Origin of the sequence: Chryseobacterium sp. S0630 (genome assembly GCF_024158915.1) — a bacterium.
Lineage (GTDB): Bacteria > Bacteroidota > Bacteroidia > Flavobacteriales > Weeksellaceae > Chryseobacterium.
In genome coordinates this window covers 1-25,586 of record NZ_JAMZGF010000054.1, presented here as the reverse complement: position 1 = coordinate 25,586, position 25,586 = coordinate 1, and the positions used below count along the sequence as shown (strand labels likewise).

21 protein-coding genes are annotated in these 25,586 nt (G+C 35.0%); 8 read left to right on the top strand and 13 right to left on the bottom strand.

All coding sequences use genetic code 11. The features are described 5' to 3' along the window. Positions 1–333 precede the first annotated feature (333 nt). The 4 genes from NK356_RS19065 to NK356_RS19050 form a co-directional block, all read right to left on the bottom strand. Positions 334–1,803 carry a TolC family protein gene (locus tag NK356_RS19065; RefSeq protein WP_253317759.1) on the bottom strand — a complete coding sequence of 490 codons (1,470 nt, stop codon included), beginning with the start codon at positions 1,801–1,803 and terminating at the stop codon, positions 334–336. Then, positions 1,796–4,957, bottom strand: coding sequence for an efflux RND transporter permease subunit (locus NK356_RS19060; RefSeq protein WP_253317758.1), 3,162 nt, complete (start codon positions 4,955–4,957; stop codon positions 1,796–1,798). Before NK356_RS19060 ends, NK356_RS19065 begins: the two co-directional genes overlap by 8 nt. 15 nt (positions 4,958–4,972) lie before the next feature. Beyond that, on the bottom strand, positions 4,973–6,058 hold the full coding sequence (locus tag NK356_RS19055; RefSeq protein WP_034696421.1) for an efflux RND transporter periplasmic adaptor subunit: 1,086 nt from the start codon (positions 6,056–6,058) through the stop codon (positions 4,973–4,975). A gap of 106 nt (positions 6,059–6,164) precedes the next feature. Beyond that, positions 6,165–6,599 carry a hypothetical protein gene (locus NK356_RS19050; protein WP_253317757.1) on the bottom strand — a complete coding sequence of 145 codons (435 nt, stop codon included), beginning with the start codon at positions 6,597–6,599 and terminating at the stop codon, positions 6,165–6,167. A gap of 217 nt (positions 6,600–6,816) precedes the next feature. On the opposite strand from NK356_RS19050, the gene NK356_RS19045 reads away from it, so the two are divergent. From NK356_RS19045 to NK356_RS19035, 3 genes are all read left to right on the top strand, one after another. After that, entirely contained in the window at positions 6,817–7,728 is a 912-nt protein-coding gene (locus tag NK356_RS19045; protein WP_253317756.1) for an SDR family oxidoreductase, read from the top strand. A 338-nt stretch (positions 7,729–8,066) separates the two neighbouring features. Then, positions 8,067–8,987: an AraC family transcriptional regulator gene (locus NK356_RS19040; RefSeq protein WP_253317755.1), complete on the top strand. Its 921-nt coding sequence runs from the start codon at positions 8,067–8,069 to the stop codon at positions 8,985–8,987. Positions 8,988–9,163: 176 nt separating this feature from the next. Next, a complete protein-coding gene (locus NK356_RS19035) occupies positions 9,164–10,672 on the top strand; it encodes an adenosine kinase (protein WP_253317754.1) in 1,509 nt (502 codons plus the stop codon). A gap of 197 nt (positions 10,673–10,869) precedes the next feature. Here the strand turns inward: NK356_RS19035 and NK356_RS19030 are convergent, their stop codons facing one another. The 3 genes from NK356_RS19030 to NK356_RS19020 all read right to left on the bottom strand — a co-directional run bounded on the left by NK356_RS19030 (position 10,870) and on the right by NK356_RS19020 (position 14,253). Then, positions 10,870–12,081, bottom strand: coding sequence for a winged helix-turn-helix domain-containing protein (locus NK356_RS19030; protein WP_253317753.1), 1,212 nt, complete (start codon positions 12,079–12,081; stop codon positions 10,870–10,872). Positions 12,082–12,287: 206 nt separating this feature from the next. Continuing rightward, positions 12,288–13,250, bottom strand: coding sequence for a zinc-binding dehydrogenase (locus NK356_RS19025; protein ID WP_253317752.1), 963 nt, complete (start codon positions 13,248–13,250; stop codon positions 12,288–12,290). 25 nt (positions 13,251–13,275) lie between these two features. After that, entirely contained in the window at positions 13,276–14,253 is a 978-nt protein-coding gene (locus NK356_RS19020; protein ID WP_253317751.1) for an alpha/beta fold hydrolase, read from the bottom strand. Between the two features lie 94 nt (positions 14,254–14,347). Here NK356_RS19020 and NK356_RS19015 point away from each other — a divergent pair, with 94 nt between their 5' ends. The 5 genes from NK356_RS19015 (at position 14,348) to NK356_RS18995 (ending at position 18,557) form a co-directional block, all read left to right on the top strand. Continuing rightward, positions 14,348–15,211 carry a LysR family transcriptional regulator gene (locus NK356_RS19015; protein WP_034696432.1) on the top strand — a complete coding sequence of 288 codons (864 nt, stop codon included), beginning with the start codon at positions 14,348–14,350 and terminating at the stop codon, positions 15,209–15,211. 12 nt (positions 15,212–15,223) lie between these two features. Then, a complete protein-coding gene (locus NK356_RS19010; protein WP_253317750.1) occupies positions 15,224–16,129 on the top strand; it encodes an AraC family transcriptional regulator in 906 nt (301 codons plus the stop codon). Positions 16,130–16,204: 75 nt separating this feature from the next. Then, positions 16,205–17,041 carry an SDR family oxidoreductase gene (locus tag NK356_RS19005; RefSeq protein WP_253317749.1) on the top strand — a complete coding sequence of 279 codons (837 nt, stop codon included), beginning with the start codon at positions 16,205–16,207 and terminating at the stop codon, positions 17,039–17,041. A 77-nt stretch (positions 17,042–17,118) separates the two neighbouring features. Further along, positions 17,119–17,676 carry a Crp/Fnr family transcriptional regulator gene (locus tag NK356_RS19000; protein ID WP_253317748.1) on the top strand — a complete coding sequence of 186 codons (558 nt, stop codon included), beginning with the start codon at positions 17,119–17,121 and terminating at the stop codon, positions 17,674–17,676. A 77-nt stretch (positions 17,677–17,753) separates the two neighbouring features. Continuing rightward, entirely contained in the window at positions 17,754–18,557 is an 804-nt protein-coding gene (locus NK356_RS18995; protein WP_253317747.1) for an SDR family oxidoreductase, read from the top strand. A 686-nt stretch (positions 18,558–19,243) separates the two neighbouring features. Here NK356_RS18995 and NK356_RS18990 read toward each other — a convergent pair. The 6 genes from NK356_RS18990 to NK356_RS18965 all read right to left on the bottom strand — a co-directional run bounded on the left by NK356_RS18990 (position 19,244) and on the right by NK356_RS18965 (position 25,376). Beyond that, entirely contained in the window at positions 19,244–20,284 is a 1,041-nt protein-coding gene (locus NK356_RS18990; RefSeq protein ID WP_253317746.1) for a hypothetical protein, read from the bottom strand. After that, positions 20,271–22,736 carry a hypothetical protein gene (locus tag NK356_RS18985; RefSeq protein WP_253317745.1) on the bottom strand — a complete coding sequence of 822 codons (2,466 nt, stop codon included), beginning with the start codon at positions 22,734–22,736 and terminating at the stop codon, positions 20,271–20,273. Before NK356_RS18985 ends, NK356_RS18990 begins: the two co-directional genes overlap by 14 nt. A 47-nt stretch (positions 22,737–22,783) precedes the next feature. Continuing rightward, positions 22,784–23,866, bottom strand: a complete 1,083-nt coding sequence (locus tag NK356_RS18980) for a DUF4238 domain-containing protein (RefSeq protein WP_253317744.1) — start codon at positions 23,864–23,866, stop codon at positions 22,784–22,786. A 268-nt stretch (positions 23,867–24,134) separates the two neighbouring features. Beyond that, positions 24,135–24,431 carry a hypothetical protein gene (locus NK356_RS18975; RefSeq protein ID WP_253317743.1) on the bottom strand — a complete coding sequence of 99 codons (297 nt, stop codon included), beginning with the start codon at positions 24,429–24,431 and terminating at the stop codon, positions 24,135–24,137. A 242-nt stretch (positions 24,432–24,673) separates the two neighbouring features. Continuing rightward, positions 24,674–24,859 carry a hypothetical protein gene (locus tag NK356_RS18970; protein WP_156106463.1) on the bottom strand — a complete coding sequence of 62 codons (186 nt, stop codon included), beginning with the start codon at positions 24,857–24,859 and terminating at the stop codon, positions 24,674–24,676. Between the two features lie 28 nt (positions 24,860–24,887). Further along, on the bottom strand, positions 24,888–25,376 hold the full coding sequence (locus tag NK356_RS18965) for a GNAT family N-acetyltransferase (RefSeq protein ID WP_253317742.1): 489 nt from the start codon (positions 25,374–25,376) through the stop codon (positions 24,888–24,890). Positions 25,377–25,586: the final 210 nt, after the last annotated feature.

Genomic DNA, 25,586 nt, shown 5'->3' with positions numbered 1-25,586 from the left:
TTGCAAATGTTAAAAAATGATAAAAAAGTTAATTTTCAAGTGTGAATTAAAATTAAAATTAGAAGTCTATTTATTTTGTAGACTTTTTGTTTATTTTATAGTCGTTCTATACTATTCAATAGGAACGGGCTTTAGCCCGTTTAGCAAAGATTAAAAAAACATCAAAAAAAAAGAAGCCAGCCTCTCTGTGCGATCTGTGGGAAAAAAAACATTCAATAGGAACGGGCTTTAGCCCGTTTACCAAAGATTAAAAAATCATCAGGCTTCAGCCAAAACCTAAAAAAAGAAGCCTGCCACTCGGCAGACTCCTATAAAAACAAGATTGAAAAGAATTTATTGTTTGGTAATGTCCGGAACCTCCAAAGGAGCCTGATCCCAACCGCCGCCTAGTGCTCTGTATACAGCAATACTTGCTTTAAGTTGGTTCACTTTCTTTTCCACCAGCTCAAACCTTGATTCCAGGGCATCCCTTTGAGTCAGTAAAACCTCCATATAATCAGCACGGGCATATTTGAACAAATCATTAGAAATATCGATCGACTTGGTTAAAGCATTTACTTCCTTCGTTTTGATATTCACACTGCTTTCCAGATTATGAATTTTAGACAACTGATTCGCTACCTCAATATAAGCTCCCAAAACAGTCTGTTCATAATGATATACCGCCTGAATCTGTTTGGCGTTGGCATTATTATAAGCCGCTTTAATCGCTCTTCTGTTGATCAGTGGAGCAGTAAGTTCTCCTGCAAGAGAGAACAGGAACGACTGAGGTTTGATGATATACAGCGGATTAAAAGCCTGTAACCCGACTCCGGCAGAAAGGTCAAGAGAAGGGTAGAACCTTGCTTTGGCTACTTTAATGTCAAGTTTGGCGGCAGCCAGTTCATATTCAGCCTGTTTGATATCCGGACGATTTTCCAAAAGTTCAGAAGGAATTCCTCCATACACAGCTTGCGGAACAACAGAATCAAAAGAATCCTGACTTCTTTCCACGGATTGTGGAAATCTTCCTACCAGATAATTGATCTTATTCTCAGTTTCAACAATTTTTTGCTGGATATCATACTGCATTCCCTGAGTTTTCAGAACCTGGGCTTCAAATCTCTGTACAGCCAGTTCATTGGATCGGGCGTTCTTCTTTAAATCTTTGATAATCTCCAGCGCATCATTCTGAATTTTGATATTCTGATTCAAAATAACCAACTCATTATCCAGTGCCAACAGTTCATAATAAGAATCTGCAATCTCAGAAATAAGATGAGTTGTCATAAAATTCTTTCCTTCAATGCTCGCAAGATATCGCTGTACCTGTGCTCTTGTGGCATTATGAAGTTTTCCCCAGATATCGGTTTCCCACTGTGCCTGAGCACCAACTCCAAAGTCAAATAAAGGTTCAGGCATTTCTCTGCCGGGTTCTATTTCGGTATTGGCTTCCATCGCTCCGATATTGGTGTATCGGCTTACTTTGTCTACGCCAGCTCCGGCTTTTAAACCTACAGACGGAAGATATTCACCTTTCTTGGCTTTGATTTCGTTTTTAGACATTTCAATTTCCTGAAGGACAATATTCAGTTCCTGATTATTCTGAAGAGCCTGACTAATCAGCTCCTGAAGATGAGGATCACTGAAGTATTCATTCCACTTCATTTTTCCCGTATTGATAGTGTCATTTTCTGCTGAACCGTATTTTTCAGGGACGGTTTTATTTTCAGCACGCTGTACGATTTCGATAGGTTTACAGGCAGTAAGACTTAATAAGACGACTGCCAGACCTGCATATTGATATATTTTTCTTTTATTCATAATGGATCATGTCTTCGCTTAATGGAGATTCATCTTCGTCTTTAATCATTTTTTTACCATCAGACCACTTGGCAAATATGTAGTAGAGCCCCGGAATTACAATCACTCCGAATAGCGTTCCTATCAGCATTCCTCCCAGTGAAGATGCTCCAATGGTATGGTTTCCGATCGCTCCGGCTCCTCTTGCAAAAACAAGCGGAACCAATCCTGCAATAAAGGCAAAAGAGGTCATCAGAATCGGTCTGAAACGAGCCTTGGAACCTTCTACAGCTGCTTCAAGAATAGAATCTCCTGCCTGACGTCTTTTTACTGCAAATTCTACAATAAGTACTGCGTTTTTACCCAGTAATCCTATAATCATGATCAATCCTACCTGTGCATAGATGTCATTTTCAAGTCCCATTGCTTTTAATAATAAGAAAGACCCGAAAACTCCCACCGGTAAAGAGCAAAGTACCGCAAACGGAATAAGGAAACTTTCATACTGAGCGGCCAGAACCAGATACACAAATACCAGAACAACAAGAAATACATAAATGGCTTCATTACCACGCTGTGCCTCATCGTAAGACAATCCTTCCCATGCCACTTTATATCCGTGAGGAAGTGTTTTAGCCGCCGTTTCATTGATGGCCTGAATGGCATCCGCTGTTGTATAGCCGGAAGCCGGAAGTCCACGGATTGCTGCGGAATTGTACATGTTGTAACGGGTGATTTCATTAGGTCCCTGTGTCTTTTTCATCGTCATAAATGCGGAATAAGGCACCATTTCATCACGGTCATTTTTCACATACAGATTCATAATATCCGTAGGAAGTCTTCTGAATTCCGGAGACGACTGTACATATACTTTAAAGAACTGTCCGAAACGGATAAAGCCCTGTTCATAGGTACTACCGATCAGAATATTGAGGTTGTCCATCGCTTTTCCAATAGAAACTCCTTTCTGCATCGCTGCATTATTATCAAAAACCAGTTCATACTGGGGATAATTGGCTGCAAAGAAGGTAAATACTCCTGAAAGTTCCTTACGCTTTTTAAGCTGGGCAATGAAATCTTTATTGGCTTTATCAAATTCCTGATAATCGGTTGTTCTGTTCAGATCCAGAAGTCTCATGGAGAAACCTCCCGAAGATCCGAATCCTGGTACAGCCGGTGGTTCAAAGAACTCAATGGTAGCTCCGAGATCTTTAGATTTTTCTTCCAGTTCTTCCATGATTTCCTTTACAGAATGCTCACGGTCGTTCCAGCTTTTAAGGTTAATCAGACAGGTTCCCGCATTCGAACCACGACCTTCCGTCATGATTTCATATCCTGCCAGAGATGATACAGATTCCACACCGTCTACTCCCATACAGATTTTCTGCAATGTTCTGGAAACCTTATTCGTTTGTTCCAGCGTAGAACCCGGAGGAGTCTGGATAATGGCATAGATGGTTCCCTGGTCTTCGTTCGGGATAAACCCACCCGGAAGTACTTTATTGATCATCACAATTCCGGCACAGAAAGCAATCAGAATTCCCCATGTTACCACCTTTCGGCTCACGATTTTTCTAAGGAATGAAGCGTATTTTCCTGTTATTTTATCAAATCCGCTGTTAAAAGAGTCTAAAGCTTTGGTGAAAATATTGACTTTCTTAGGTTTTCCATGATGGTTTTTCAATAACATTGCAGCTAAAACCGGAGTCAGAGTAAGTGCCACTACCGCAGAAATCACAATAGAGCTTGCCATGGTAATAGAAAACTGACGATAGAAAGTTCCCACCGGACCTGTCATAAATGAAATAGGAATAAACACGGCTACCATCACGGCTGTAATGGCAATAATAGCACCTGCAATTTCACCCATTACTTCTTTTACCGCTTTGTAAGGCGAAATATTACTGTCTTCCATTTTGGCATGAACGGCTTCAATGACAACAATGGCGTTATCCACCACAATACCGATTGCCAATACCAATGCAAAAAGAGTAACAAGGTTGATGGTTAATCCGAAGAACTGAATGACAAAGAAAGTTCCGATCAAAGAAACCGGTACGGCAATAATAGGAATCAAAGTAGAGCGCCAGTCACCAAGGAAAATAAAAACCACGATGGCTACAAGGATAAAGGCATCTCTCAACGTATGCATTACCTGCTCAATGGAAGCATCCAGGAATTGGGAAACGTCATAACTGATTTTGTAATCAACGCCTGGAGGGAAGTTTCCTTTCATTTCTGCCAGTTTCGCTTTCACATCTCTGATCACGTCATTGGCATTACTTCCATAATTTTGTTTTAAAACGATAGATGCGGAAGGATGTCCGTCAAGATTGGAATAGATATCAAAGAACTCACTTCCAAGTTCCACTTTGGCAATATCTTTCAGCTTTACATTTTCTCCTTCTGCGTTGGAACGGACAATGATATTTTCATACTCTTCCGGTTTATTATATTGTCCTTTATAAGTCAATACATATTCCAGCGACTGTGCTGCAATACCGGAACTTTGCCCGATTCTTCCCGGACGTCCGATGATACTCTGCTCGCCAATGGCCTTCATCACCTCATCTACGGAAATAGAATACGCACGCATACGGTCAGGATTCAGCCAGATTCGCATGGCATATCTACGGCTTCCCAGAATCTGAGACTTTGCGATCCCGTGAATACGGTTGATTTCCGGGATGATATTTACCATAGAGTAGTTGTACAGGAATTTTTCATCCATACTTTTATTCGTACTGTAAAGGTTTACGTACATCAGCATACTCGGCTGAATCGGGTTTACCACAACTCCTTCTTTCTGTACCAATTCGGGTAATAAAGGCATTACCTGATCCACTCTGGTTTTTACCAGAACTACCGCTTCATTGGGATCGGTTCCGGGATCAAAGACAACGTTTACCGTAGCTTCTCCGGCACTGGTGGCATCGGTAGTGATGTAACGCATTCCCTGAACTCCATTGATGGCATTTTCAATCGTAATCAAAGATGATTTTACCAATACATCTGCACTCGCTCCCGGATAAGCAATAGAAACAGCTACTGTGGTAGGGGCAATTTTTGGAAACTGTTCCGTAGGAAGCTGCTTCATGGCAATTCCTCCCATAAACAGGATCACAACCGATATCACAATGGCGAAAACCGGTCGGTGTATTACTTTTTTAAACATAATGCTGCTTTTGGGTTACTCGGCGTACAGATCCAGGTTCGACATTACTTTTTCAGGTTTTTGGTATTTTGAACTGATCTTTTGGTTTTCCTGAACCATTCTAAGACCCTCAAGTAGGATTCTTTCATCCTTGCTAAGCCCTGAAGAAACGACATAAATATGCGGTAATTCGGCAGCCACTTTTATTTCTCTTGCATGTACTTTGCCGTCTTTACCAATCACATAGACATATTTCTTTTCCAGCTCTTCGAAAGTTGCTTTCTGCGGAATCATCATCGCATTGGCATAAGGTGAAGTAATAACAATGTTTCCGGTTTCACCGTATCTTAATAATCCTTTTGGATTTGGGAAAGTAGCTCTGTAAGCGATATTTCCTGTTTCATTGTCAAAATCAGACTCAATGGTTTGTACAATGCCGTCTTGTGTAAACTCTTTGCCATTGGCCATTCTCAGACGTACATGCAATGGATTGTCATCTTTTTTCGCATCCATCTGGTTAAGATATTCAGCTTCAGGAACATTGAAGTATACCCACATTTTGCTGTTGTCTGAAAGTTCAGTTACCAGCTCGCCTTCATCTACAAGACTTCCTTTTCTTACGTGTAATTTTCCTACAATTCCAGTAAAGGGAGCACGGATTTCTGTGAATCTCAAATGGGTATTCATTGAAGAAAGTTCAGCCTGGGCTTTTTCATATCTTGCTTTAGCCATAGCCATTTCCTGAGGAGCAACGATATTTTTGTCAGAAAGATTTTTGGTATTCTGATATTCGATTTCTGCGTATTTTGTTTCCGCTTTGGCACGGTTTACATCAGATTCGTAAAGATTAGGCATGATTTTGAACATCAGCTGTCCTTTCTGTACGAACTGCCCTTCGTCTACATAAATAGACTGGATGTATCCTTTTTCCTGGGCACGAAGCTCAATATGATTAATAGAACGGATTTGCGCAACATAATCTTTGTTGACTAAAGTATCTTTTATAAGAGGGCTTGTAACGTTGAATGACGCTGCTTCTGTTTTTTCCTTTTTTTCAGATTGACAGCCTACAAACAAGAAAATAAGGCACAAGTTGATATACATGAGACTTTTCTTGACCATGATAAATATTGTTTTTATAATAATTTATAATTGAAAAAATAGAGTTACCGGCTCTCATAACAGTATATGAAAGCTGATAAGGTTTTCGAAAAAAATTAGTATAAAATCACAGTCGGATGACCCTGTACTGGAGGTACAGATCATCATGTAAGGTCTTTAAATGTTCTGATTGAGAAAGTGAAACAGCAATTTGTCTGTTGTGAAATGTAGTAACAAACCCTGAAATAAGATGCCAGAAGCCATCTTTGAAAAGAGCAATAAGTTCTGTAGAACCCGATGATTCTACATTGTCGTCATTTTCATTATCATTTTCAGAAAGGTTTGCTCTGATTTTGTTGTAGCGGGGATGGCTGACATTGTAAGCATTATTAGCTTCATGATTTTTGAGAAAGGCAAAAGATTCTTTGAAGCTTTTTTTCTGATGAACAAGAAGATCAGTGGTAAAATGAAGATCAGAAGAGATATCTGTTGAAATATACTGCTGAATTTGCCCATAGTACCATCCTAAAACGGTAAGCAACGCAAATAATAAGCTGTACAAATATTGATAAAATCTTTTCCGCATCCAGAGGCAAAGGTAGGTAAAGTTCAAAATAAGTGCAACGGTTAAAGATTAAAAAAGTGTTAAAAAGTTGTCTGTTTTATTGAAAAAATAAAGGTATTTCCTGTTTCTGCTTTTTTGGCTAAAGAGAAGATAGATTCGGCGAAGTCTTCTTGATGGGCATTTCGGAATTTTACCTCAACAAAAAATTAAAGAAATGAATATTGTTTTAACAGGTTCCATCGGGAACATTGGAAAACCACTTACAAAAGAACTGGTAGAGAAAGGACACACCGTAACAGTGATCAGTAGTACTGAAAAGAGAAGGGAAGCCATTGAAGCTTTGGGCGCAAAAGCTGCTATAGGCAGTATGTTTGATCCTGATTTTCTTACCAAAACATTCACAGGAGCAGATATTGTTTATCTGATGGAAACCATGGAAGCAGCAGGTGATCTATTTGATAAAAACATTGATTTTATCGGAAAAATCAGTGAAATTGGTCGTCATTACAAAACAGCTGTGGAACGTTCCGGCGTGAAGAAGATTATCCATCTCAGCAGTATCGGGGCACATACGGATAAAGGAACGGGAATTATTGTGTTTCATTATCATGTAGAGCAGATTCTGAAGCAGCTTCCTGATGATGTTTCTATTAAATTTATTCGTCCGGTAGGCATTTATTTCAATATGTTTTCATTCATCAACACGATCAAAAATAAAGGAGCTATTATTTCCAATTGGGGAGGAGATCAAAAAGAGCCGTGGGTTTCTCCGTTGGATATTGCAACTGTTGTAGCAGAAGAAACTGAAAAACCATTTGTTGGAAGAACAATACGTTATGTAGCCAGTGATGAAGTTTCTCCTAATGAAATTGCAAAAGCTTTGGGCGTTGCAATCGGAAAACCTGATCTTCAGTGGAAAGTAATCTCTGATGAAGAATTATTGAAAAACTGGCTGGATATCGGTTTCAATGAACAGGTGGCTAAGGGTTTTGTAGAAACTCAGGCAAGCCAGGGAAGCGGAGTTGTATATGAAGATTATTATCAGAATCAGCCTGTTTTAGGAAAAGTAAAGCTGGCCAACTTTGCAAAAGACTTTGCTGAATCCTATCAAAATGATGAAGTGTAAATAGTGAACCGAAAAAGTCACAAAAGTTTTTAAACATTTTAGTAAGACGAAGAGCATTTTTTTACGCTGAAAAGTACTATTAAGAATAAAACAACGCACTACTTTAACCACAAACATCTGTGAAAACCTGTGCCATCCGTGGGAAAATATAAACCACAAAAGTCACAAAAGAGGTAAATATTTAATTAAAATAAAGAGAAAATTTTTACGTAGAGAAGTCCAAATAAGTTTTGAAAATAATAGTATTAACGTAAATATTTGTGAAAATCTGTGCAATCTGTGGGAAAAAAACTCTACAACAAAAGTTTACTGCAAAAACAATTTGTAATTTTATAGAAATGGAAAAGCGGGCAATAAAAAGAATAAAAACCATCACGGAATTTCACCGTTCTAGAGGATTATCTCCTCCTGAACATCCGTTGATCAGTGTGATTGATTATAAAGAGGTAAAGCGACCTGCTGATATCGGTGAGGTTAACTGGATGCTGGATTTTTATCAGATTTCTTTAAAAACAGGCATGAATGGGAAGTTGAAGTACGGCCAGCAGGAATATGATTTTGATGAAGGAACGCTGTTTTTTATTTCCCCAAACCAGATTTTCAGGATTGAAGCAGATCCCAACGTGCAGGAAAACCAATCCGGCTGGATGCTGTTGATTCACCCAGATTTTCTTTGGCATACTTCACTGGCGAAGATCATAAACCAGTATGATTTTTTTGATTATTCAGTGAATGAAGCCTTGTTTTTATCAAAAAAAGAAGAACTTACCATCAATGGAATTATAGAAAATATTGAGCGGGAATACCACTCGGTGATTGATCAATTCAGCCAGAATATTATCATTTCCCATATTGAAACCTTACTCAATTATTCCGAAAGATTCTATGAAAGACAGTTTATCACCAGAAAAGTGACCCATCATACTATTCTGAATCGTTTAGAAGTTTTGCTGGAGGATTATTTCAATGATAATGATTTGATATCAAAAGGATTGCCTACAGTACAGTTTGTAGCTGATGAACTAAGGATTTCTCCCAATTACCTCAGTCGGTTATTGAGAACAATTTCCGGACAGAGCACCCAGCAGTTTATTCATGATAAGCTTATTGTTAAAGCAAAAGAAAAGCTTTCTACCACCAGTTTATCTGTAAGTGAGATTGCTTATGAATTAGGTTTTGAGCATCCACAATCCTTTACCAAACTGTTTAAAAATAAAACCAGTCTTTCTCCCTTGGAGTTCAGAGCTTCTTTTCAATAAAAAATAAAGAATCACTTTTAATAGATTAGAAAAAGAAATATTGGAAGTTTTTTTTTGTAAAAAAAATAATTTTATTTTTGAATTAGCTTTATTTTGCACAATTTTTGCTATAATAAGCTACTTTTATTTTATCAGTTAAAACATAACTGATACTACAAACCCCTCCAATATTTAGTATGATGAAAAAATACCTTATTTATATATCACTTTTTGGAGCACCCTTATTTTGGGGGCAAGGTAAAGTGACTGAAAAATCTGTATACCAACAAAACCTGGCGTTATCAGAGACAGAAAATGCAGCTATGGCATTTGATGCTGATATAAAATTATCCGATGCAGAAATCGCTTTAGATAAAAAACTCTTCCAGATCCGTAAAGAGTTTATCAGTGATACAGAAACGAAGAAGAAATCTTTATATAATAGTTCTTTTAATGAATTAAAACCAATCATAGAAAGCAGCAAACTGTTTGAAATTCTTCAGACCATGCCAAAAGGAGGTTTGCTGCATACCCACAGCGGGGGAATTACAGATGTGAAATGGATTATTTCGGCCGCCAGAAAATATCAGGAATGCTATGTTTTCGATCAGAAAGATAATGATCAGTATATTTTCGGACAGCTGGCTTTTTTTGAAAAAGGAAAAGTTCCGGAAGGATTTGTAAGTCTGGATAAAAAACTGACCTCAACCTCCGGTTTTGAAAAAGAACTGCAGGATCTTCTTACATTGAGACGAGACAATCTTTGCTCTTACACAGATTATTGGATTGAATTTGAAAAATGTTTTAAACGTATCAGTCTGCTGCTGCCGTACCGTCCTTTCTTTAAGGCATATTATCTGAAAGGATTTCAGGATTTAATAAAAGATAAAGTACAGCACGTAGAAATCAGATATATCTTTGATGAACTGTATGATTTTCAGCATGGAAAATATCCAATGAAAACGACGATCACAGATCTGCAGGATATTCTTAAAGAAGTACATCAGTCAGACCCGCAGTTCACCCTGAAACTGATCTATTCAAGCTTTAAATTCTTAGACAATGAAAGTATTGAAAAGCAGCTGGAAACGGCATTTGAAATGAAAAAAGAATTTCCGGATATGATCTCAGGATTTGATCTTGTGGCAGATGAAGCAGCCGGACATCATATCAGTTTTTTTGAGAAAAGCTGGGCCAAAATGAGCGGACTTAGTAAAAAATACGGAGTAGAACTTCCTCTTTTCCTTCATGCCGGAGAAAGCAATTCTATCCTGAATAAAAATATTCTGGATGTAGCACTGCTGAACAATAAAAGAATTGGTCACGGATTAAACCTGATCTATTTCCCAAAAACGATGGAACAGATCAAAAAACAGAATAAACTGGTGGAAGTAAGCCCGATCAGTAATCAGGTTTTAGGATATGTAAGTGATTTGAGAAACCATCCTGCAAGGGTTTTATTAAGCAACGGAGTACAATGCTCTATCAGCAGTGATGATCCGTCTGTGTACGGATACACAGGTCTGAGTTATGATTTCTGGGTTACCCAAGTGTATTGGGAACTGGATGTGAAAGCGTTGAAAAAACTGGTTTTCAATTCCATTAATTATTCTTCTATGAATGATGGTGAAAAAAAGAAAGCATTAGCTTACCTGAACCAGCAATGGAATGATTTTGTTCAGAAAACAAATCAGAAACTAAATTAATCGGAATTATCCTGAAAATAAAGAGGTTGTCTCAAAAGTGTCATTCTGAATGAAATGAAATGTAGTGAAGAATCTCATATATTTGGTTATCAATAAGATTCTTCCTTCGTCAGAAATCAAAGATTCGACGTAGTCAATGACAAAAGCCAAATTATTTGACCTTTGAGACAGCCTTTTGTCTTTTAAATAGCTATCAATTACTTTTTAAACTTTAATCTGGACAATTCCTTTTTTACAGAAGAACCCAACTTTGATGGACTTATTTTAGTCAGAGCCAAAGATTCACAACCATTGAAAATGGCAAACCGTTTTATAGTTTCTGCGAAAGGCTTAAGCCATAAATTAAAGTCAATAGTATTGTTTTCAATATGTAGATGAATCAGTTCCAGTTTTTTTTCTTTTCTGTGAGCTTTGCAGTCAACCCTTCCGATAAACTGATCTCCAAACAGTATAGGCAGACAGAAATAACCATACTGTCTTTTTTCCTTTGGAGTATAACATTCCAGACGGAAATCAAAATCAAAAATCTGTTTGATCCGCTCCCGATGAATAATGGAATTATCAAACGGAGACAGCAGCCATACACTGGAACTAGCCTGATCAAATGTTCTTTCCAGTATTTCATTTTGAACAAAAGCAGAAGATCCTCCTTCAATAGTCACTTTTGATATTGTATTTTCTTCAAGCATCATCTGTAAAACCTTATTGACATTCGTCTTTAAATCATTTCCCTTCCTGAGGTGAGTGATTTGTTTTAATGTTGTAAATCCATAGGCTCTCAGATTGGTCTTTACCAGATATTCAGCAAACTCAAATGGAGTAGGTTCTGTAGTATTCGTAGAAGACGGCAAAACTCTTTCAGCCAGATCATATGTTTTCTGCATTCCGGAACGTCCGCTGATCATCAGATCACCCTGCATAAAAAGCCTTTCAAGAGCTAGTTTGGCTGGTTTCCAATTCCACCAGCTTCCTGCTTTATGGCTTTCATTTTCAAAATCTCTTGCTCTTTTAGGTCCTTCGTTGCGGATGAGGTCTACTACATATTCCATCACTTTAGGATCCGCATTGTAATAACGGGATTCACCTCTTTTGATCGTCAGCATTTGAGGCAAAACATAGCGGAAATCTTTCATAGGAAGATAAGACGCAGCGTGGAACCAGTATTCAAATACTTTACGCTCCTCTACCAGTTCTTCCAGATCATCTGTCCGAAAATCCGGAATTCTTGTCCAGAGTGTATGATGATGAGCCCGCTCTACCATGGATAATGTATCAATCTGAATATATCCGAGATGTTGCAAAGCATTCAGAACCGCAGCTTTTCCCGTTCCAAACGGTGTATTTTGAGTTAATCCCTGACTGTTTAATGTGATAAGCTTTAATTGTTCTGGCGTCAGTGTCTTTTCCATATTTTAATTCAAAGAAAACAGGTTTTATGATGTTTTTTCAAATATAATGATTTGCTACAAAACGGATCATATATGTGGTGGTGTAGTGAAATATTTCTTCCCTAAAAAGGGCTGGAAATAAATAGTTCCGAAAAGCTCCATGCAAAAGCTCCGGGCAAATATCGAAGATATTTGCCCGGAGCTTTTGCCAATTTATTTCAGAAAAACTAAACTGATAATACAATCTTCCCAAACAGAGGCTTTTCCCTTTTCGAATCCTCTATTCTCTGATGGGCTTTTTGAACCTCTTCAAGCGGATATATACTATCTATCACAGGTTTTACATATCCGTTTTCAATTAATTCAGTGATGTGATGCAGTTCATCCCTGCTTTGTCGGGTAAAAACAAAATGATACGTTGCATTTTTTTCCCAGGCATTGATGAGGTTTTGAGGTTGTGGAATATCCACCAGTGTTACCACGGAACCATAATCCGCTAAAGCAAGTGGACTGTCTGAAAGTGTTGTTCCTCCTACAGTATCAATAATCACATTCACACCCTTTCCTTTAGTGTAGGTCTGTATTTCCTCGATCCAGTTTTCCTTATGGTGATCAATGACAACATCTGTTCCAAGCTTTTTTAATTCCTCATGCAGAATGCTTTGTCCAGTAGTGTAGACAAAAGCTCCTAATGCCTTAGCGACTTGTATGGCAAGAGTTCCAACACCTCCGGCTCCGCCAAGGATAAGAATGCTGTCTCCTTTTTTTAATTGTGCTCTTACCACCAGCATTTCCCAAACTGTTCCTCCGATAAGTGGAATGGCAGCGGCCTCTTCATAGCTGATGTTATCTGGCATTCTTGATAGTGAAGATTCATCGGTAAGGTGATACTCCGTATAACTGCCAGAGCTACCAAAACGGGGAGAATAATACACCTTATCACCAGGTTTCCATTTTTTGACCGCTTCACCTACTGCAATAATATCACCAGCGATATCATGACCCGTTATAATAGGGAGTTCGAAAAATGGCGCATAATCACCTCGTCTTACCTGATAATCAAGAGGATTAATAGAGGTTGCTCTTACTTTTACCAAAACCTGAGACGGATTTTTTATAACAGGAACAGACATTTCCTCCAGCTGCAGAACTTCTGGCCCGCCGTAGTTTTTAATAACAATTGTTTTCATATTTCTTAGCAATTGATTATATGCTCTATTGAGGTAACTTCCCCATAAATTCAAAGATTTCAGCACCTATTTCTTCCGCATGGGTTTCCAGGGCAAAGTGTCCGGTGTCATAAAATTTTAATTTCGCTTCCGGCAGATCTTTTTTATACGCTTCAGCTCCTGCAGGAAGGAAATAGGGATCTTTGTTTCCCCATACTAATAATAATTGGGGCTGATGCTTTCTGAAATATTCATGGAATTTTGGATATAAAGCCACATTGGTTCTGTAATCTTTTACCAGATCCAACTGAATTTCTATATTTCCCGGTCGGTCAAGGAATTTCTGGTCAAGAGTGTAGGCTTCCGGTGCAATCAAAGAAGGGTCGGATACACCATGTTGATACTGAAACAGAGTAACTTCTTTAGAAACGAAACCTTTTAATGCAAGGCGGTTGGCTTCCGTTGTGTCCTGCCAGTATTTCTGGATCGGATTCCATTCATTGCTTAACCCTTCTTCATAGGCATTTCCGTTTTGTGAAACAATCCCTGTGATTTTTTCAGGATTGTTCATGGCGAGACGTAAGCCTACCGGAGCGCCATAATCAAAGATGTAAATGGCAAAACGTTTCATATTCAGCTTTTCTACAAATGCCTCTACCGTTCCTGCAAGATTGTCGAAGGTATAAGAGAATTCCTTATGATCCGGAGCATCAGAATAGCCAAATCCCGGCAGATCCGGAGCTATGACATGGTATTTTTTGCTTAAAATCGGGATCAGATTTCTGAACATATGAGATGAGGTAGGATATCCGTGCAGAAGAAGTATCGTAGGCGCATTGGCCGGACCTGCTTCTCTGTAAAACAGATTTAAATCATTTACTTTGATGTTGCGGTAGTGAACAGGGTGATTTTCCATAATGTGATTATTTACACGTAATTTTTGATTGGTTTGTGCCATTGCCATAGTGCCAGTGAAAAGGGCAACTGATACACCTGCAATGAATTGTCTTGAAATTATTTTCATTTATTTTTTTTGATAGTCCAAAATTAATACGGATATTTGATTATTAAAAACGATTAATTATAATAAGTTAAATCACTAATAATGATTAATTAAGATGAACATTAATGATTTAAAAATATTTGAAGCCGTAGCTGAAACAGGAAGTTTTACAAAGGCAGCTTCTGTGATGTTTACGGTTCAGTCGAACGTTACGGCAAGAATAAAAAACCTTGAAGATGAGTTTAATACAAAGCTCTTCTCCCGGACATCCAGAAGGGTAGAGCTTACTTCTGATGGGATAATCCTGATGCAGTATTCAAAACAGATTCAGCATTTGGTGGAAGAAGCAAAAAATAATATCCAGAGTGGTGATAATATCAGAGGATGTTTGAAAATAGGTTGTATAGAAACAACAATGGCACTGAAAGTTCCGGAAATCCTCAATACTTTTGATGAAAAATATCCTGATATTGAGCTTGAATTCAAATCAGATACCAGAGATTCAGTGCTGTCTGATGTTCTGAATTACAACCTGGATGCTGCTTTTGTTTCTGCTCCTGTGAATGCCAAAGGACTGGAAAAAATCTGCATTAAGGAAGAGCAGCTTGTGATTCTGGCTTCCTCAAAAGGTCCCAGTCTGCAGACATTGATGGAGAAAGAACCCTTGAAAATAGTGGTCTTTGATGAAGGATGTATTTTCAGGGAAAGGTTAGAATCCTGGTTAAGCCACAAAGGAATTCTTAACTACAAAAGTACAGTTCTGAATTCTATTGAAGGAGTCATCAACTTTGTGGAAGCAGGGTTAGGAGTCAGCATATTGCCGGAAGAAGTGGTTACTAAATATTATGCAGGAAGAGGAATCAAGACTTATGGACTGAATAAGCAGCTGGGAACAATGAATACGATTCTTGTTTTTAGAAAAGACGGACCGCAGTCGAAAGCTTTACAGTGTTTTATTGATATGCATTTAGAAGTATAAATTATAAAGGATATGGCAAAAACTACCGAGACACTTGATGAGTTTTACAGGAATAAATATGGAGCTTTATCGGGAGATTTTCCCCAAAACGACGGACAGTTTAATGTCTTTAGAATTGAAGACAGAATAAGCTCCCATACTTCCTCACCCACCTTTATCCGAAGAGATTTCTATAAAATTATGCTGTTCAGTGGTGATAATATATTTCATTACGGAGACCGGAGTATTCCGGTTACAGGCAATACTTTGCTCTTCTTTAATCCTCATGTGCCGTATACTTATGAACCTTTGGAAGCGGATACTAATGGTTGTTTTTGTGTTTTTAAAGATGAGTTTTTTAAAGGGAATTTTCGTTTGAATCTATTCGAACTTCCTTTGTTTGCGGCAGGTGCACATCCTGTTTTCAGCTTGAACGAGGAAGAAACGTCAGAAATCAAAACGATATTTGAAAAAATAATCAGAGAAACTGATTCAGACTTTGTCTATAAATATGATCTCATTAAAAATTATGTCAGTGAACTGATCTATTATGGGGTGAAGTTACAGCCCGTCAATACAGTTTCTGGACATACCAATGCATCGTTAAGAGTTACTACTGTGTTTATGGAATTGCTGGAAAGGCAGTTTCCCCTTGAATCAACAGCTCAGCGTTTCGAATTGCGTTCACCGAAAGCTTTTGCCGATCGGATGAATATTCATGTCAATTATCTCAACCGGGCTATAAAAAAACAGACAGGCCGCACCACTACAGAACATATATTTGAAAGGCTAATCTCTGAAGCCAAGGTTCTTTTAAAATATACAGACTGGAATATTTCAGAAATCAGCTATGTGCTGGGCTTTGAAGATCAATCCCATTTTAATAACTTTTTCAAAAAGCAGACAGACAGCAACCCAACAAGTATAAGAAGGGTTTGAATTTGACAATTATTGGTTTGTATATGACAAAATACCGGTGAATGTATGCGGTAATTTTGTGAAAAAATAAAATTCATGAGTCATACAAAAATCTGGTATATCACCGGAGCATCTAAAGGAATAGGTTTTTCATTGGTTAAAAAACTTTTAGAAAATGGGCACAAAGTGGCTGCTACTTCAAGAACCATTGAAGCATTGGAGAAGCTGGATGTGAATTCGGAAAATTTTCTTCCTCTGGAAGTGGATTTAAAAAATGAACAATCTGTTAAACAGTCTATTGAAAAAACAGTTCAGCAGTTTGGAGGGCTGGATGTGGTAGTGAATAATGCCGGCTATGGGCTGGGTGGAGCTATAGAAGAAGTAAGCAGCACAGAAATTGAAGAAAATTTTGAGATTAATTTTTTCGCTGTTGTAAAAGTCATTCAACAGGCATTGCCTTATTTAAGAAATCAGCGTTCCGGACATATTATTAATATTTCATCCATTGCCGGTTTCGCTCCTGGATTGGGATGGAGTATGTATTCTTCTGCAAAATTTGCAGTAACAGGTTTATCAGAGGCGCTGGCCAATGACCTGAAACCATTGGGAATCTCTGTGACAGCAGTGCTGCCTGGGTGGTTCCGTACCCATTTTGCCAAGCCGGATTCCATCGCTTTCAGTGAGAATCAGATCGATGATTATCAGTTTCTGAGGACAGCTCATCAAAGAATGAATGAAATGGATGGTAAACAATTAGGAAATCCTGAGAAGGTAGCAGACGTTTTTATCAAACTTGCAGATCATACAAATCCTCCGGTACTGCTATTCCTGGGAAGTGATGCCACCCAGAGAGCTGAAAACAAAATTGCAGAACTGGCTGAACAGATACAATATTGGAAGGAACTTTCCTCATCCACAGATTTTAAAGAATAGCGATACAGTTATTTTAATAACGTCATTTTTTACCAAATGGTAAATACCAACAAATGACAATGACTAACTTTGTTATCATGAAAGAGTTTATAGAATATATCCTGCAGTTTGGTCATTTGAACCAACAGCAAACAGACCTTATCATGAGCAAGGCAAAAGAGATTGAGCTGAGCAAAGATGAGTATTTTGCAGAGGCAGGAAAAGTCCTGAGACAGGTAGGTTTTATTCTTGACGGAATCATGCGTATCTGCTATTATAACAATAAAGGGGAAGAAATTACCAAGATCTTTATTGAAGAAAAACATTTGCTCTTTAATCTGAAAAATGTGCCTTCTACAGAATATATTCAGGCCGCAACAGACTGTAAACTGCTGGTGTTTTCTAATCAGGACTGGAAAGAAATTTCAGATACCATTATCGATTGGGAAAATATCATTCAAAAAGTAACCAATAAAGCCCTTGCCCAAAAGCTGGAAAGAGTAAGCCCATTAGTCTCTCAGGATGCTACCACCCGTTATCTGGAATTTATGGAAAAATATCCCACGTTGGTCAATCGTATTCCTTTGTCTTATATCGCTTCTTATCTGGGAATTACCCAGCAGTCATTAAGCAGAATCAGGAAAAATATCCGTTAAGATGCTTTTTACCAAATGGTAAACGGGTTCTTTTTTTATCGTTGCAACTTTGCAATATCAATATAAAAGAATAAAAAATGAACCCAACAATTTTCATTACAGGCGCATCATCAGGATTAGGAAAATCCACCGCCAAACTATTTGCATCAAAAAGCTGGACTGTAATTGCCACCATGAGGCATCCCGAAAAAGAAACTGACCTTACAGAATGGCCCAACATTCATCTCCTGAAATTAGATATCAGCGATCCGAAACAGATTTCCGGAATTGCTTCAGAAGCAGAAAAAATAAGTCCGGTGGATGTAGTATTGAATAATGCAGCCTACGGACTTATGGGACCTTTTGAAGGAATTGCGGATGAAGAATTAGCTCAACAGATTAATACCAATTTCTTAGGAACACTACTGGTGACAAAATCATTTCTTCCTTATTTAAGAGCCAGAAAAAATGGAACAATTATTACGGTAACCTCATCTACAGCTAATATTCCTTACCCGTTTGTTTCCGTGTATGCTGCCACAAAATCTGCACTGGAGAAATGGACAGAAGGAATGAGCTACGAACTGAAAGAGTGGGAGATTAAGATTAAAACAGTAGTTCCTGCTTATATGCAGACCAATTTCGGAAGCAATGCACAAATGGTTTCCCATCCCGATTATCAGCATATTTTCAATCAATATATAACAGCCATGAGAGCGGATTCATCTGCAAAACGCGATACTCCTGAAACCATTGCTGATATTGTGTATGAAGCCGCCACAGACAACAGAGAGCAGCTTCATTATATTGCTGGCGAACTGGCAACTTCTGAATATGAATGGCTGAGAAAAGAAGGTATAGAAAAGGTAATTAATCTGATGAATGAACGCTTTTTTGGTTAATATGCATTCGCAATTATTGTAGTGTAAATTTTTAGGTGGCATCTATCATTTTTGCTGTTGCAAAGTTGAATGGATAATGGCCAGTTAAAAATGGATGTTTTTTATATTACTTCCTTATAGAGGATAGTTTATGGCTACCTGATTATGAGTCAGGTACTCTGAGAAATGGAAATATTTTGTGAGGGAGATCTGATGATCTGCCGAGGGTTCGAGTCCCTTCTTCCAGGAAAGTTCAAAAGAGGATTTGATTCCCTCCAACTCCACTTTTTAAGTTAAAGAGAATTTGTAAATTATTGAATTTTAAATAATTACATTTTCTCTTTTTTGTTTTTGTACCCAAACTTTTGAAATATGCTTTTTTGAATCTGTTTGAATTTAACTAAATCTACTTTACAGTAGAATTTATAGTACTAAACCATACTTAGTTCACTAAACAAATATACTTAAATAAGACCATAAACACAAGTATGCCAAATAGTTTTACTTGAAAAATCAATACTTTTAAAAATATTTTTATCGTTTCAAAACGTGTCAAAAAGCCTAAAATAAGTTTAAAATTTCAAATCTAAACATATGGGGTATAATAAAAAACACTCAAACGGGTATACCTTTTTGAGTATAGTAGATAGTGGGTTTAAATCCCTATTCAAATTTAACAATTTACCACACTATTAAAATTTATTGCACTATTTTATCTTAAATTGCTTTAAAATATCTGTTGTTAACTTTGACATCGGTCGCCGTTCATTTTCATCTAAATACGCATTCCAAATTATTGTATCTATTTGTTGAGGTGTTTTTCCCAAACCTGTAAATCCATCAACAAGAGCATTATAATAATCATTATTATAAGCTTGTACTTTATCAATGATCTCTCCTACATAATCGACATGTTCTTCATATATTTTATTTAATCCTAATTTTTCTATATTACAATTTTCATCATGTTCAATCTCTTTATTATCAAGAACACAATTTATTTTAATCTTTATTTCATTTTTTTCAGTAACCCATTTAGAATCTATCTTTTTACCATCCTTAGAAAACACGGATATTCGGTACAACTCTCTATTAGTGATATCATAAGGAGAGAAAGTAATTTTATTATCCCTTTTAATAGAGTTACAGACAGAGCAACTAGGAACTAAATTATAAAAAGATAAAGAAAGTAATGGATGATTCCTTTTAGAATAAAAATGATCCAATTGAGGTCGTGTAAAAATATTATTTTTTTCATCTTTAATCTTAGACTTGTATTCATGATTAACTGTAAAAACATAATTATGATTACAATAAGGACAAACTTTAATATCCAATATTTTTGTTAGCCATCTTCCATAAGAATACTTTTTATAATTTTGATCATTCTTTACTTCATTATCAAAAAACTGTTTATAATACTCCACCATTCGCCATTTAAAATATCCAAAAGAAGTTTTCTTTTTTTCTTTTCTATTTATAATCGCTAGATATTCATCATACTCAGTTCTAAAAACATCTTTAAATTTATTATCACAATTTTCCAAACTTAAAAATTGGCTAGTAATAATATCTTGAAAATTATTTTTATAATATTCCACCATTTCACGATATCGTGGTAATAAGTTGGTATTATTAATTTCCTTCTCTAGTTTATCATGCTTTAGATTTAGTTTAAACCATTGAGATAGATGATCAAAATATATATTTTTAATATCTTCAATATTTGGATTATTAATTCTTATCATTGTCTTTTTTTATTTGCAATAATTCTTTAGTTAAAAAATCAACTTGTTCTTTTAAAGCTTTAATATCTGGATTTAATTCATTATAATGTTTAAGTAGTTGAGTTTTTATAAATGGTTCACTAACTAACATTATTGATTTAAGCAAATCCTCCCCAAACTCGTCAGTTATCTTACCATTATGTAATCTTGAAAATATTTCATTTATTTTATCCTTAGCAAAGTCACCTATAGGCACAGCATTAAGGAAAAAGCCGTGCTGCAATAGAGTATGTATATTTGCACCGAAAGTATCTTCTTGCATAGGAAAATCAGGCTTCCCCTTTTTAAGAAACAATACATTTACTTTAGGAATATCAGATAATATAAATGGAGAATGAGTTATAAATAGAAAATTTATAGATTTTATTTTAGTGAATTCAACATCTTTTAATCGACTGATTAATTCTTTAATAAAAGTTCGTTGAAAATCGGGATGAAAATAAAGCTCTATTTCATCAAAAATAATATTTATGTCTTCAAAATTATAAATGGACTCGGGATTTACTAAATCACTACTTCTAAAATTAACCGAATCTAGATTTTTCAAATGATAAATCACAGAACTTATAACTGCATTTTTTTGATATTCACCAGAACTAATTTTTCTAATTAAAATATCACCATCATTTGTAATTTGAGACTTTAAATAAATTTCTAAATCAAATATACGAGGTGGTAATAAAAGAACTCTTTCTATATCATATTTTAAAGAAATTTCATCAATTAAATTATTTAAAATAGTCACATCTAAATCTTTTTTGCCTTCAAAATATTTACTATAGAATGAAACCAACTTATTCTTTTTATTGTCTAAACATAATCTTAACAAAACGATACACTGCCTAAGCTTCAAAGAAATATGAGACTGGTCTTTAATTAGATCTTCTAAAAATCCTGAATGCAAACTATAAATACGCTCATCCAATTTAAAGCCATGACTAAAAGATTCTATTGTATTAATATTTTCACTGTTACTATTCTTATATTGAGGATATTTTATAGTTTTATAGCTTTTAATAATACAGTAATGAAATAAATTAACTTGTAAATTATTAGCATAGAATTCATCTTCAAAATAGTTACGCAATTTAAAATGATTAGCCCAGAAATTATAATAAATAGTGAAAATTTGAAATAAATTATAAGTTCGATAACTAAATTTTTCTGTGTGATTTAATATATAACGAATTTTAAGCATAATTTCATCATTATAATCACTTGCTTCGTCATCAGTAATTCTATCTAATATATTGTAATAATCTTCATCATCAATTGGAAATTTTGGATTAGCAAAATATTGCGAAAAAAGTATCAGATTTATTTTTCTAAGATCAGATTTAGAAGAATGATTATCAATTTCCAGTTCATAAAACATCTGATGAAAAATTGTAAGTAATGATAAATTATTTCGTAAAAAATCATAATATTCATTAATTTTTTTCTCTATAACTTCATACTCATCAGTATTAAAACTTTTAGCTAAGGACGATTCAACATGATGAAATTGATCAACATTTTTGCTCTCTTCAATATATTCTTTAATAAAAGATAAAAAAACATTTTCTTTAAGAGATAATGTCATGTTATTAACAGTCAAATCATCTGTTACAAAGAATGGTTTATTCGCCTGAAATATTAATGATAATAAACGTTGCTCCATTAGATACTTTTCATTTCTCACATTAATCTGACCTTGGCTTCTAAAAGGATGAATTACAATAGGTGTTTGATAACCATCATTTTTATGGAAAATTCTTGTTAACCATGAGTCTCTTCCATAATTTTCAAATTCAAAAACATCGTCTTTGATATATTCATTTTCAATTTTATATTCTTTTGAGTCCAAACCATAGATCGAATAGTTTATATACATATTGAAAAAAAAATCTCTCAAATCATTGATTTCATCATTTTTTTTATTTTTTCTAGTAGAATCATATTTAAGCTTTTCTTCTTCGTAAAACTGTATGCCTATATTAAAGCTTCCTTTAATAGATAGTATTTTTCTAGAATCAACTGTTAGTTTAAATATTTTATTATCCTTTTCAAAAAATAAATCCGAATGCACACCTTGCGCAAATATTAAATTACTTGAAAAGCTTGCATTACTATACTCTTTAAAAAAATTATTTAATATTCTTATTAAAAGCTCAACTAGGCTACTCTTTCCTTCCCCATTTTTTCCAACTATAGCCTGTATATTTATAAATTCTAAACTTGATTTAGAATTCACAATAGGATTATAAAAAAAATTTTTTGGAAGAGATTTATTCTCAATTTTTTCAACATAGTTATTATCAACAGTAGGTTTATAATTGTTACTGAAAAAATAAAATTGATTTACAGATAAATTATTAAGTACATTTGTATGACACCCATCTAAAGGGCGTATAGCTATAATTTTAAAATTCATGGTTTTAGTTTAATAATAGTAACAAATCTAACAAATAGATTCTCATTTTATATAATGATACCATATTTTTTGAAAGTATTTACCAACTCAATTAGATCAATATGTTCCGAAAATTTATTCCAATTTTTAAGTTCTTTCAACGAATTGACTAATTCAAGATTTGCAGTTGAAAATCCCTTTTTACTAGCTTCTAAGACATTCGTCATTAAAACTATTTTTATTTTCATATCATCTAAAATAGGATGATTTGGATCGTAATTATTATCTAATTCAAAATATTTTTCCAAAGATTTTTTTAAACTCACACCTTTTCCTAATATCCATTTCTCAGAATTTTCAAAAGTACATGCATTCACCATATGAGACAAAAGAAAATTATCTTTTTGGTAAAAAATATCACTCCCACTCTTTTCAAGTTTTGGTGGTGCTATAAAAAGATAGAATTTAGGATTTAAAGGAATATAAATGGAATTTTCTACATTATACAAATCAGTTGATATATCATTTTTATTCAAAAGATTAACAGGATTATCTCCTGTGAAAAAATCATATTCACCCGTATTTTCTATAACCGTTAACCCATCATTTATTTTAAAGTTAACAAAATCTTCAAACAACTGAAGCTGGATACTTAAATAATTTGGTCTTAAATGTTCTCGCAACTCATTTTGTATATTCTTTTTTGTTTTGCCTTGAAGATTAATTTTAAAGCCAAAAAAATTGACGTCTTGAATATCTTGATCGTTTAACCACTCGTCAATTAATTTATCCGTATTTGATATAAACTCATTTAATTTCTTAGGAGTCCGAAAATACATACTTAATGTAACTTTTAAAATATCTAATTTCTGTTCAATATCTACAGTTCTTAATTTTTGTGTAATTAAAAGATTATAAATTTTATCAAATTTTCGCTCTATTTCCTTATCAAAATATTCTTCAATTACAAGGCTATCTTCTCCTTTCAAATGTTTAAGTGTATAAAAGTTTTTTTCAACACATACGTCTTTCAAGCCAATATCTTTGTAAACATTATTTTCTTTATTAAAAGCATTAATTAATTCGGAGTCAGGAGAATTTTTAAAGTATTTCAAATATGTCCTAGGAATAAAATGTTGATGTTTTTTCATATTATATAATAATGATTTTACTAATAAATATAATAAATAAGATGCTATTATAAATTAGTTCAAATCAATTTTAATAGAAACTGTAAAATATAGTGTAATAGTTTGGGGTAATTGGGAATACAAATATTAACAATTTTTCTTTTAACTGTTTTAATATCTTATAGAGTATTGATAAAGAAAGAATCAAACTACCATATACAATTACAAAATTTCATATCTTCGTAGCTGAATTTTATCGAAAAAATATAAAGCGTCTGCTTTTATTCTGTTAACAGAAATCTGACAATTTCAAATACAGTACAGAATAAACAGTTGATGCCCGGTTTATATAACTTGAAATAATATTAGCTTCTAATTGTGAAAGACGAGTGTTTATAGTTTCAGTATCATCTTTGTGCATTTTTTTGGATGGCATTTTACACTTTCCGTCTTTCCATTCTTTTGGTTTACAACTCAAATAAGGAACGGGAACACGTATATCAATATCCCTGTCTCTAAATTTTGCCCAAATTGTACTTTCCTTATCCGCTACCTTTCCTCTAATAAAAAAACTTACTGATGCCATAATTAAAATGATTAAAAAATTTAAGTTGTACCCAAAAAATTCAAATATAGTTTAATTTCAATAAATTCAATTTAATTAAACAATCTTAAAAAGCCTTTGTACAAAGCATTTATAAATTAATCAAGATTTTAACAGATTTAAAAACTTAGTCCCTCCAACTCCCCGAAAAGAGAAGCCTGGAGTTTGATTTTTAATTACAGTCATGGACAGTTAATCCTCAGCAGCAAGATGATAAAGGTGTACTATACTTTAGATATTGCCTGGTAGAATCCTGAGGCATTAACGAATATTCCGCCTTGAGGTTTCCAGCCACGGAGGATGTAATCGTTAACTTCCTGTTCTAAATTTTCTAAAATAAAATTGGAGAGTACTTTGTAATTCATGATGATAGATTTTAGTTTTCTCGAAGATACAAATAATTCGTTCATAGCCTATGCAGACGAATATCATTTTCTCTTAATCATCAAGTCTGTAAATAAACTCCTCAATCTCCGTTTGTCTGGCATTGGCAAACCCTTTATCGGTCCCGATTTTTACAAAGCCACATTTTTTCAGAACCTTTTGTGAGCCCAGATTATCAAAAGCAACCCGCCCAAAAAGAGGTCTTGTGGTTTCCAGGACAAGAAAATCTTTCAAAGCGTTTGTAGCAATACCTTTTCCCCAGAAATTTTTATCAATCCAATAGGTGATTTCTGCATCACCTTCCATGATGAACTTGGCAATACTTCCAACAATCACTGTACCGGCAATGATCGTTTGGTTGTTAATGGTGGGATCAGCCAGTAACTTGGTGAACTTGGCGATATAGGCTTTTTTATTCGCAGAATCTTTTGATGTAAATGCTGCCAGATGATTGGCTTCATCATCAAGCTGAAACTGAAAAAGAGTTTCTAAATCGTCCACTACAGTCGGCCTGAGTTTGATGTCATATTGAATATCTTTCATGGTGTGAGATAGGTGTTGGTTGATTTTCAAATATAGAATTTATTTAAGCTATTTACCTAGTGTCCTTATCTTTAAAAATTAAATTATAGAAGATTTATTTTTCCCACAGATGACACAGATTTTCACAGATGTGTATGTTTAAAGTAATGTACTGTTTATTCTCAAGCATTTTAAAAATTTAAAAGATAAAAATCAAAGATTTTTTAAACT

Bases quoted from the DNA above. Each gene is read 5' to 3' on its own strand.
- NK356_RS19065 (WP_253317759.1), bottom strand. From the start codon at position 1,803: ATGAATAAAAGAAAAATATATCAATATGCAGGTCTGGCAGTCGTCTTA.
- NK356_RS19060 (WP_253317758.1), bottom strand. From the start codon at position 4,957: ATGTTTAAAAAAGTAATACACCGACCGGTTTTCGCCATTGTGATATCG.
- NK356_RS19055 (WP_034696421.1), bottom strand. From the start codon at position 6,058: ATGGTCAAGAAAAGTCTCATGTATATCAACTTGTGCCTTATTTTCTTG.
- NK356_RS19045 (WP_253317756.1), top strand. From the start codon at position 6,817: ATGAATATTGTTTTAACAGGTTCCATCGGGAACATTGGAAAACCACTT.
- NK356_RS19040 (WP_253317755.1), top strand. From the start codon at position 8,067: ATGGAAAAGCGGGCAATAAAAAGAATAAAAACCATCACGGAATTTCAC.
- NK356_RS19035 (WP_253317754.1), top strand. From the start codon at position 9,164: ATGATGAAAAAATACCTTATTTATATATCACTTTTTGGAGCACCCTTA.
- NK356_RS19030 (WP_253317753.1), bottom strand. From the start codon at position 12,081: ATGGAAAAGACACTGACGCCAGAACAATTAAAGCTTATCACATTAAAC.
- NK356_RS19025 (WP_253317752.1), bottom strand. From the start codon at position 13,250: ATGAAAACAATTGTTATTAAAAACTACGGCGGGCCAGAAGTTCTGCAG.
- NK356_RS19020 (WP_253317751.1), bottom strand. From the start codon at position 14,253: ATGAAAATAATTTCAAGACAATTCATTGCAGGTGTATCAGTTGCCCTT.
- NK356_RS19015 (WP_034696432.1), top strand. From the start codon at position 14,348: ATGAACATTAATGATTTAAAAATATTTGAAGCCGTAGCTGAAACAGGA.
- NK356_RS19010 (WP_253317750.1), top strand. From the start codon at position 15,224: ATGGCAAAAACTACCGAGACACTTGATGAGTTTTACAGGAATAAATAT.
- NK356_RS19005 (WP_253317749.1), top strand. From the start codon at position 16,205: ATGAGTCATACAAAAATCTGGTATATCACCGGAGCATCTAAAGGAATA.
- NK356_RS19000 (WP_253317748.1), top strand. From the start codon at position 17,119: ATGAAAGAGTTTATAGAATATATCCTGCAGTTTGGTCATTTGAACCAA.
- NK356_RS18995 (WP_253317747.1), top strand. From the start codon at position 17,754: ATGAACCCAACAATTTTCATTACAGGCGCATCATCAGGATTAGGAAAA.
- NK356_RS18990 (WP_253317746.1), bottom strand. From the start codon at position 20,284: ATGATAAGAATTAATAATCCAAATATTGAAGATATTAAAAATATATAT.
- NK356_RS18985 (WP_253317745.1), bottom strand. From the start codon at position 22,736: ATGAATTTTAAAATTATAGCTATACGCCCTTTAGATGGGTGTCATACA.
- NK356_RS18980 (WP_253317744.1), bottom strand. From the start codon at position 23,866: ATGAAAAAACATCAACATTTTATTCCTAGGACATATTTGAAATACTTT.
- NK356_RS18975 (WP_253317743.1), bottom strand. From the start codon at position 24,431: ATGGCATCAGTAAGTTTTTTTATTAGAGGAAAGGTAGCGGATAAGGAA.
- NK356_RS18970 (WP_156106463.1), bottom strand. From the start codon at position 24,859: ATGAACGAATTATTTGTATCTTCGAGAAAACTAAAATCTATCATCATG.
- NK356_RS18965 (WP_253317742.1), bottom strand. From the start codon at position 25,376: ATGAAAGATATTCAATATGACATCAAACTCAGGCCGACTGTAGTGGAC.